Genomic DNA, 10,259 nt, shown 5'->3' with positions numbered 1-10,259 from the left:
AATTCAATTTTGCAAGATCATTTGGCAGACGAACGTCGTCATAAAGAATGGCTTGAAACAACACTTCATCATCTGCATGAGCCACATTAAACGCTTCACAAACGGGTGAGAGGGCACTTCCGTCCCTCACCCGATTTTCAAACAGTTTACTTCGCGTCGTTGCTTCACGACCATTACCCGTAACGTTTTAACAACTTATTATCAGGAGTACTTTATGAGTGCCACCGATTCCAATCATCAGTTAAAAGCTCTGTTTTTGAACTGCACGTTAAAACAGTCACCAGCCACCTCAAATACGGATGCCTTTATTGATGTTGCCAGCAAAGTATTTAATGATCTTGAGGTCAAGACAGAAACCATAAGGGTGGTCGATTACCATGTAAGTTTTGGTAATACTTCAGATGAAAAAGGTGAGGATGAATGGCCAAAAATTCTGGAACGCATTTACGCTGCCGATATGCTGATTCTCGCGACACCGATTTGGCGTGGCGATAGAAGTTCGGTGGCTAAAATGGTCGTTGAACGCATGGATGGCATTATGAGTGAGGGTAATGACAAAAATGGTCAATACCCCACTTTTAATAAGGTCGCTGGCGTTATGGTAGATGGTAATGAAGATGGTGCCAAAAAAGCCTCTGCCAGCATTATGCTGGATTTGTCCGAGCAGGGATTTACGCTACCGGTCAATGCCTTTACCTACTATGTTGGTGATGCCGGGCCGGGACCAAGTTATATTGAAGCCGGAGGCGATAAACACTTCTTTACCAATAATATGACCTTGCTAATGGTGCATAACATGGTGCAACTGGCACAAACACTCAAAACCAATCCTTATCGTACAGATGTACTTGCTATTGGTGAAAAAGCCAAGCAAATGAGCAACTGACTATGTAGCTCATTGAAGTCGTTCAACTATGCTGGACTGACATCTGCCCATTCCCAGCCTTCATGTAATACCAGTTTATGCAGTAACCTTCTACGCTCACTAAATTCTGCCATGCTGGTTTCAAAGGTATTATCACTTTGCAGTGACAAGCCAGAGTGACTAAGAGGGGAAAGCGAAGGAAGTGGCGGCACATCTGCTTCAATGTGATTGATAGCAGTATGACAGCGAGTAAGATAAAGCTGAATGATTTTGCGAATATTTGAGATCGTGGATTCTGCTGGCAGCAATGATTTGTCGATACCTGAAACCAACAGGTTCAGTGCCTCATCAACTGTTGCCAGTTGCAATCCCAGAGAAAACTCCCGTTCGTAGCTGTAAAAATAATCCAATACCGGGTAGGCCAAGCGGTTTTCGGCACATTGGATTATCTCACCAGATACTAAAGTGATGGTCGATTCAAGGTCTCGGAAATCCTTACCATTCCAGGCATTCAGCACCAGATTGGTCATATTGTCACCCAGCAGTGACAAATGAAAAGCCAGTTTGCGTCGGCTGATAACACCGTTAAGTAATGGAATGGCATAGGAAATCATCAAGGTGACGAGGATGAGTCCATTAAAGGCTGCCACGCTGGTTAATATCCGTGGAATATCTCCTACCGGACGCAGATCTCCGATGCCCAGTGTAGATAAGGTGAAGCCAACAAAATAAAAATACCCCACCAGATTTGCCGGTTGCATATCCCCATCTTCTATTACACTGCCTGGCATACCAAGATAAATTAAGCCCCAACCCAGCCACAATCCGCACAACCAAAACAGCACCAGCGTGATAATAGTCAATGTACCGGTATGGGCGAGCACATTACGATTCCCCGTTTTATATGCAAGTGTTCTCATCACCCATCGCAGCCCCACCGTTAAAGGACCTGCTAAAAAACCGCTGCCCCGAGTGGTCAAGGTCGTCCATACAGCATCGACCATAATCATAAGAACCAGTATTACGCCGAAAACGGTCATTTAAAATCCTTAAAAAGCTGTCAATAGTTTAAGTAAAGCGGTTTCCAATAGTGAACTATCCAGTTGAAAATGTTCGCTAGGATTCATCCTTAACCCACTTATCGCCTTGTTTGTGATATTCGTTTTTTACGGCGGACCAGGCCACTTTGTGAGCGGTTTCTTCCCGATCTGCATCACCTTGACGATCCTCTGGTTGTTTGTATTGGTCCCATGCAGAATTAAAGGCTTTTCGATATATTTCCTGACCATGTGCAGGCAAGTTTGAACGAACATTGTCAGGCAGATCTGAATTATGGTCATATGGCATAAGACACCTCTTGTTTACAAAGTAAGTGAGGATTCTCAGGCAAAATATGTACCCGGTTACATTCCTTGTTAACTACTTGTTTACTTCATTATTCAAATGATGAGGTAAGTAATTTTTACTCTGTTGCAAGAAAATAATACGTAATGTTGTATGACTCCCAGCTAGATTCTCTTGTCAAACACGCTTCTATATCGACTTTCTGATAAAAAAATGCATGGCATGTGTATTGCTCGAACTGAAGTTCAGTTTGTGATTTATTTTCATACCCGGGAGGCTTTATGAAAGCGGTAATATTTCATGCAGTTGGAGATATTCGTCTTGATGAGGTGGCCGAACCTGAAATTCAACAGCCCACTGATGCGATAGTCAGAATCACCACCAGTGCCATATGTGGGACCGACTTACATTTTATACGTGGCACGGTGCCAGGTATGAAGCAGGGCACAATTTTAGGACACGAAGGCGTTGGCGTTATCGAGGCATTAGGTGATGACGTTAGAAATTTTTCGGTAGGTGATAGGGTCGTTATTCCATCAACCATAGCCTGTGGTTATTGTTCGTACTGTCGCTCTGGCTATTATGCTCAATGCGATAATATGAATCCAAATGGCAATCAAGCGGGTACCTCATTTTACGGTGGACCAGAACTGACAGGACCATTTGATGGGCTTCAGGCCGAAAAGGCTCGTATTCCCATGGCAGCCGTTAACTTATTTAAAGTGCCTGATGATGTAACCGATGACGAAGCCATTATGCTGTCCGATATTTTTCCTACCGGTTATTTCGGTGCTGAATTGGCTGATGTAAAACCCGGTCATAGTGTAGCCATATTTGGCTGTGGTCCTGTCGGTCAATTTGCTATAGCGTCAGCCAAATTAATGGATGCAGGACGAATTTTTGCAGTCGATACCGTGCTGGACCGACTGGAAATGGCTCGTAAACAAGGTGCCGAAGTTATCGACTTTAACAAGGAAGATCCAATTGAAACGATCCGGCAGCTTACCGGTGGCATTGGTGTTGATTGTGCGATAGATGCGGTAGGGGTTGATGCCGAGTGTCCTCATCATGCTCATGAAAAGAGTGAACAATTCGAAAAAGAACAGGAAATGGTCGCCCCTGAACAAAATCCACAAGGTGATTTATGGCAACCCGGTAGCGGTCCATCACAAGCACAGCGTTGGGCAATTGGCGCATTAGCCAAAGCCGGAACCCTGGCAATAATCGGCGTTTATCCACCAAATGACATGAGCTTTCCCATTGGCCAGGCAATGAACCGGAATCTGACCATTCGTATGGGTAATTGCAATCACCGAAAATACATTCCCAATCTGATCAAGCTGGTCCAGTCCGGTGCTATTGATCCGACAAAAATCATCAGCCAGCATGAATCAATCACCTCGGTATTAGATGCCTATAAAGCCTTTGATACCCGTCAGCCCGGCTGGATGAAAGTGGCCTTAACAACTTAGCTTTGAATGTATAGATGGATCCAGAGAGGTTATGATTTATGGTTATAACCTCTCTTATATTTATTATTGACAATTAGCATTTTAAATTATTAAAAAATTCGAGTAAGAAGTGAGCAATTGACTTCAATAAGTCGCTTATTGGCTTTTTAACTTCCAGCTTCATATTAAAAGTTCAATAGCAGCCCACAAGGGAGTCGTTATGGAATTACCACCGATACCAGAAAATGAGCAAGAAAGGCTCAATGCTCTACGTAGTAGTAAATTATTAGACACTGATAAAGAAGCTGTATTTGATAATTTAACCTCACTGGTTAAACAGGTTTTTAATGTTCCTGTGGCTGCAATATCACTGGTCGATGAAGCCAGGCAATGGTTTAAATCAATTCAAGGGCTAGATGTAAACGAAACCAACCGAGAGATTTCATTTTGCGCCCATGTGGTTTCTTTAGGTGAGCCACTTATCATCATGAATGCTCAGGATGATGAGCGTTTTTATGATAATCCGCTGGTTGTAGATGAGCCCTATATTAGTTTTTATGCCGGGGTTCCGATACGTTATTTCTATCGAGGTAAAACCCATCATATAGGCACACTTTGTATCATCGATAAGGTGTCACGTAACTTCTCTGAAGTTGAGCTAATAATGTTAAAAAGGTTTGCTTTCCAATTGGAATCCTTAATCGAAATGCGTCTACCGGCACAAAAATTTGAACAGCTCATTAAGCAGTTTTCTAAAGACTCTATAACGTTAGTAGATATAGAAAATAACCTGCAATATTTACATAACCTTTCAGAAACTGATCTTCTGACAGAGCTGCCTAACCGACGCTATTTAGAACGATTGATTAAAGAAACCTGGCACGACGATTTGAGAAAAAAAAGCATTTGCCTAATGATGCTTGATTTAGATAATTTTAAGAAAGTTAATGATCATAAAGGTCACCATGTAGGTGATAAAGTGTTAAAGAAAGTTGCTACTGAGCTTAGTAACTTACTCAGAGTGAATGAAGATTTCATTTGCAGATTTGGCGGGGATGAGTTTGTTTTAATTACCTTTAGCTCGAATATTCCTGACATAGAAGCTATTGCCAATAAAATTCTGAATTATTTTACCGAAATACAACAGGATCCTTTAATGGAGGGAATTTCAGTCTCTATCGGTGCTTACATTACTTCCGAAAAAACACATAGCTTGAAATTTTTACTTAAAGAAGCTGACGAGCAACTTTACAAAGCTAAAGGTAGTGGAAAGAACAGGTTTTTATTTTCTTATGATGGATGACTGTTTAATGGTTCAACGGCCAATTTAATCGTTTAGCTTGTTAATTTCTAACACAGCAATAATGGGCATAATTTAATGTTATAGCTGACGTAAATATTGTGCTTCAAACATCTCTGGATGAACCGCCTTGCTATAAAAAAATCCCTGGGCACACTCGCAGCCATTTTCTTTAAGGAAATCTGCTGTAATTACATCTTCAACGCCTTCTGCCAGAACCCTGATGCCCAAATTTTCGCCCAATGAAATAATGGTTTTAATAATGGCCTTTTTCTCATGATTTTGGGTGACATCACGAAGAAAGCGTTTATCAATTTTCAACTCATCCACCGGCAGCTCTTGCAGATAGCTTAAGGATGAGTAGCCTGTTCCAAAGTCATCCACCGAAATATCAATGCCCAAGGCCTTAAGCGCATTAATTTGCTCAATTGCCCCTGCAATATGTGTCATCAATAACGATTCTGTTATCTCAAGCTGTAATAAACTCGGTGGTAATTGATAGCGCTCAAGTAGTTCGGAAATATGTTTTACCAGGTTGTTACGCCGTAATTGAACGATGGATACATTGACTGAAATCCGTAAGGACTGATAACCGGCATCTTGCCAGATGCGCAATTGGTGGCAGGCTTGGGAAAGCACCCAATCGCCTATCTCAACCATCAGATCACCGTGTTGCTCGGCAATAGGAATAAAACGGGCCGGGGAGACCTGTCCAAATTCAGGATGTTCCCAACGTAAAAGCGCTTCGGCACCTTTTATTTTTCCGGATGAAAGTGAAATCTGTGGCTGAAAATTTAAGGTGAGTTGTCCTTTGGATAACGCTTGCTTCAGATGGAGTTGTAACTGATGACGTTCTTCCGCATCTCGGTTCATCAGATCGGTAAAAAACGTCCCAGTATTACGCCCTTCAGCTTTGGCTCTTTTGCTCGCTGTTTCTGCGTGCATAAGAAGACGATGTGGGTCGCCACCATCATCTGGATACATACTGATACCAATACTTACTGTTATATTGATATCGTTGTTATCGATTTTAAACGAGCGTCTGATACATTCGTGTAAGGTTTCACAAAGTTCTACTGCATTCTGTTGGTCCTGCACTTCTGCAAAAACCGTAAACTCGTCGTTTCCTGCCCGACAGGCATTTTCTGCAGGGGCAATGCAGGAACCTAACCTTTTAGCGACCTTTCTAAGCAGCATATCTCCAGCCGACCGACCGAACATATCGTTGGTATCCTTGAACTGATCGATATCTAGATGAAAAATAGCAATATTATTTTGTTGCTGTTCAGCCTCTGTCAGAGAATCATAAAGTCGGTTAACCATCATTGCCCGGTTTGGTAAACCTGTTAGGGCATCATGAGCTGACAGATAACCCAGGCGCTGCGTAAGAGTGGTAATTTCGCTGATATCACGAAAGGTAGAAACAGCCCCCATCAGCTCACCCGATGCATTTCTGAGTGGGGCGGCAGTCTCTTCAGCAGGAATCAATTTTCCATCGGGACGTCGTAATAAAACATCAGGGCCCCGATGCGTCATTCGACCATTTTCAATCGCACACTGCGCAGCGCATTTCAGCCTTTCTCTGGTGCCTTCATCCAGAGTAATCATAATATCATTGACTTGTTGACCCAAAGCATACTCAAGAGAGCAACCCAAAATGCCCTGTGCCGCAGGATTCATATAATTAATTTTGCCATCTGAATCAGTACAAACTACGCCATCACCAATACATTCCAACGTGACTTTTAATCGCTCTTTTTCACTTGTAAGTCGTTGATTAGCTTTGGAAATGTAATTGGTTACTGCTTCAAGAACTGATTCATCCAAAGCTTCATTGAGAAATGCAATTTCATCGGCGGTTAATTCATCTATACGAGGAGTAAGACGGCTGAAAATAACTCTTCTCAAAAAACTGTATTCTCGCGTGGTTTCTTCTAAAGTGAAGCCAAATTCCCAGCGTTGTTGGGCATGATGTTTAGGCCATTTGCGCGGCACATTGGGACTATCCTGACTGGCACTAAACTTTTCAGCATTGGCTGCAATGCTTTCGAGTAATTCGGGCATTCGGTTGCGTTGCTGCTTATCGGATAAATGATAAGCAGCAGAAATTTTTTGCTTACTTAACTCTCGCCAATCATCAAGTATTCCTTCCTTTTCAGTGCGAAGAAATTGATGAAGTTGCAAGCGGGATTGTTTTGAGTTCTCGTTCATTATTCAGCGCCTAATTCAGTAATATTCAGCTTTTTGGCAATTAAATTTTACGTAGAAGATAATGTTTGAAAACACTCATCTTTTAATGAGTTGATCTCATCAGTAGACAGAAGTGATGAGAGTAATCTTTAAAATACCAAAATTAATGATTCACAAACAACGTGCATTAACCTGAAGCAAAAGCTGCTTAATTTCCCCTCGTTAGCTAATTAGATAAAGACGCCAATACATATTCTGCAAGAAATGGGCGGGTGGACAGATACTAGGATGGTGCAGCGATATGCACATTTATCCTCAGAGCATTTAAACGTTTATGCAGACAGTTTGTGTCAGTTGAAAACAGTGGCTACATTTTCGGCTACCGCAAACGCTGGAAACAAAAAAGCAGCTATCAAATTAATGATAACTGCTTAATTGTATTTCAATTTTGGTGCGCCTGGCACGATTCGAACGTGCGACCGCCTGGTTCGTAGATATAGTTATTATTTTTAAACTGTTGAAATATAATGAAAAAACATGTGACGTCCGTTGCAGATTGTCACAGCGAATCACAACAAGTCAGAACTGACTCACTCAATATTCACGATAAAGTTCATTTCAAACTAGTTTTCACTCCTACTTGAAATTAAAGATATATTCTGAAATAAAGGTAAAATTATCGTTTAGCACATGTAAGAGTAATTGATAATTAATCACTTACTGGCTAATTTTAGATCCTCTCCAACGATTCTTGGCTGTGTTACTTTATGGGGTTAGTTTGGATCAAAGGGGGGAACTATAAATTAAAGAGTTCATAAGCTCTAATTATTGCGGGACTTTTGCTGGGATTAGTTGTGAAAAGTAGTGCACAGTGATGCAAATTAGCAACGGGAATCACGATAAACAATCAATAAAAAACAATGAGTTAAATAATGCATTTCAAACTAATAATCCCTTTGTCCCAGGTTCGAGTCCTTGTGGGCCCACCATATAAATCAATCGGTTAGCCGATTTTCAGTTGACCGCCTTTTTTGTCTGTCGTTTACGGGATCACTCACCGGAAGTTGTTTGCGATTCCCAGGGCAGTCCAAAATTAAATAATGTAGCTTTAACTTTAGCGCTAAGAATAAAGATTCAACTAACTTTGTTGAAAAAGCAAAGGTGCAAATCCACCACCCGGTGTACGTAAGTTGGTAGCTTGACCTCGATAAAGTCTTGCTGCAGCAAGTAATAATTCCCCTCGGTAGGTATACAATCGCACATCAACCTTAAGCATTTCACGTTCGTTATCAACCATCACAACACGTTCTGAGGGTGGCACATAGGCCTGTGCAACATAATCACTTTCAAGAATACGTGCAAATGTGCTTTTGGTCAGCTTGCTGCCGCGATAGACACCCTTGCTGCCATGACCTGCCACCGGTTTAAAAAACCACTGCCGCCGTTGTTGCCAAAGCGATTGCTCATCATGAGCAGTAACCTGAATGGTGTGGGGGATACCCTTTTTTAAAAGTTCAGTATTTTCAGTACTTAACCCCCAATCTAGTAGAGTCTGCTGATCTGACATTAAGGTCAAGTTTCGCTTATCAGCAAATAGGGCGTGTGTATAAGGATTCGGGGTGATAACTGCTCCACCTTCTAACCAAGCAAAACGCAAAGCAGCATGTTCAGGTGCATCTAGTCCAAAGTCGACCAGACGGTTGTAAACCAAATCGATTTTCTGGTTATCACCATACAAGACTCCTGATTCGTATTTGAGATCCGTTGGTGAAAGTATGACGGCATCAATGCCATGTTGGATGAATAGCTGTTGCGCGAGTTTGAACTCCGGATAGAGATGTTGTTCTTCCGGTGCATCGTCGATGATTGCAATTCGCTCAGGTTGTCCGCTACCTCTCTGGGCCCGCCATTCACTTATAAATTGCGCAATGACTGCTTCATCGAAATCTTTTGCCCAAGACGCCTGTGTAGTGCCGCTACAACATTTTAGTTGGGCGCGAGTCAGGATGGCATTAAGAAAAGCGCCACCGGCATTGGTATTGATTTCGATAAGACGAGGACCATCTTCACTGAGGTGGAAATCATAGCCCATAAAAGCGCCTACTGGACCGGGATTATGCCGTGCACTCTCAGGTGCCCAAGACATGATCTGTTGCTGATATTCTGCAAGTGAAGCAGCGGATTCGATTGCCTTAACAATCGCCTGCATTTGTTCAAGATCAGAACTTGGAACAAAAATCGCGGCATTTGAGAAGAATTGGCGCATGCCCGAAGTAGACAGGATGCCTTGAGCGTTATCGCCCAATTGGTTGTTGAGATCGCGAATAATCGCTAACCAATCTAGAGTAACGCAGGTACAGTGATGGTTTAGCCGTAGTGATCTTGTCTGCTCTTGAGAACTATCGATTTTTTTCATTGATTCTCCTCTGTCGGAAAACGTTATATTAATGTCCTACGGTTAACTTTAAATCATAGGTGTTTAGTTTGATTAGTGACCGTTATTGCAATCTTTACCAGCCTGCTTAAAGCCCCTTTGTTGGACGTCCTCTATAGTTTAAACAGGATGAATATTCTGCCTGAGGCTTCCATAATCTTTGTAATAAGCAAAGGAAATCGTGAACACAAAGAATAATTAACAAAGGCAGGTAGGGCAGAATATAGTTCGTATGCTCTACAAACGGTAAAAAAATGCCACTCCAATAAGTACAAGTGTTGAAGCTGCGTGAAGCTTTATCTAGTATCTGAAATTGTTAATCACATTATATTTAATGTCGCTGATAGGAATAACCACCGACATATCCCAACCATCATTGAATAGCTTTAATCGTCGTAGGTAAATAGATGATGAATGCAGTCTTATCGCTTTTAGATGTGACTTCTACACGGCCACTATGGGCCTCGATGATTGAACGAACAATGGCAAGACCAAGTCCCGCCCCGTCACTCTGTCTTGCCCTGGACGGGTCGACTCGATAGAAACGGTCAAAGAGATTTGGCAAGTGTTCGGCGGGAATTGCGTTCCCCGGATTTTCAACAGTCAATGAAACCTCATGGTCTGAAGGATTATCCAGTCGTACCAGTACTGATTCCCCAGATTTAGTAAAGCGAA

8 protein-coding genes are annotated in these 10,259 nt (G+C 42.1%); 3 read left to right on the top strand and 5 right to left on the bottom strand.

Annotated elements, in window-relative coordinates:
- Nucleotides 1-214: 214 nt before the first annotated feature.
- A complete protein-coding gene (locus B3M51_RS14020) occupies nucleotides 215-886 on the top strand; it encodes a flavodoxin family protein (RefSeq protein ID WP_292760052.1) in 672 nt (223 codons plus the stop codon).
- Between the two features lie 26 nt (nucleotides 887-912).
- Here B3M51_RS14020 and B3M51_RS14015 read toward each other — a convergent pair whose 3' ends face one another.
- Nucleotides 913-1,905, bottom strand: a complete 993-nt coding sequence (locus B3M51_RS14015; protein ID WP_292760051.1) for a potassium channel family protein — start codon at nucleotides 1,903-1,905, stop codon at nucleotides 913-915.
- Between the two features lie 76 nt (nucleotides 1,906-1,981).
- Nucleotides 1,982-2,212 (bottom strand): ChaB family protein, encoded by a 231-nt coding sequence (locus tag B3M51_RS14010; RefSeq protein WP_292480469.1) that lies wholly within the window; start codon nucleotides 2,210-2,212, stop codon nucleotides 1,982-1,984.
- A 278-nt stretch (nucleotides 2,213-2,490) separates the two neighbouring features.
- Here B3M51_RS14010 and B3M51_RS14005 point away from each other — a divergent pair, with 278 nt between their 5' ends.
- Both B3M51_RS14005 and B3M51_RS14000 read left to right on the top strand, forming a co-directional pair.
- On the top strand, nucleotides 2,491-3,681 hold the full coding sequence (locus tag B3M51_RS14005) for a zinc-dependent alcohol dehydrogenase (RefSeq protein ID WP_292760050.1): 1,191 nt from the start codon (nucleotides 2,491-2,493) through the stop codon (nucleotides 3,679-3,681).
- 199 nt (nucleotides 3,682-3,880) lie between these two features.
- Nucleotides 3,881-4,963: a sensor domain-containing diguanylate cyclase gene (locus tag B3M51_RS14000; RefSeq protein ID WP_292760048.1), complete on the top strand. Its 1,083-nt coding sequence runs from the start codon at nucleotides 3,881-3,883 to the stop codon at nucleotides 4,961-4,963.
- Between the two features lie 78 nt (nucleotides 4,964-5,041).
- Here the strand turns inward: B3M51_RS14000 and B3M51_RS13995 are convergent, their stop codons facing one another.
- The 3 genes from B3M51_RS13995 to B3M51_RS13985 all read right to left on the bottom strand — a co-directional run.
- Nucleotides 5,042-7,171 (bottom strand): EAL domain-containing protein, encoded by a 2,130-nt coding sequence (locus B3M51_RS13995; RefSeq protein ID WP_292760046.1) that lies wholly within the window; start codon nucleotides 7,169-7,171, stop codon nucleotides 5,042-5,044.
- Between the two features lie 1,117 nt (nucleotides 7,172-8,288).
- Complete coding sequence (locus tag B3M51_RS13990) at nucleotides 8,289-9,566, bottom strand: hypothetical protein (RefSeq protein WP_292760044.1); 1,278 nt, start codon at nucleotides 9,564-9,566, stop codon at nucleotides 8,289-8,291.
- A 391-nt stretch (nucleotides 9,567-9,957) separates the two neighbouring features.
- Nucleotides 9,958-10,259: ATP-binding protein (locus tag B3M51_RS13985; protein WP_292760042.1), on the bottom strand; the 302-nt coding region annotated here is incomplete at its 5' end.

Source organism: Methylophaga sp. UBA2689 (assembly GCA_002354555.1).
GTDB lineage: Bacteria > Pseudomonadota > Gammaproteobacteria > Nitrosococcales > Methylophagaceae > Methylophaga.
The sequence above is the reverse complement of the archived record's forward strand: the minus strand, read 5'-3'. Positions and strand labels throughout refer to the sequence as shown.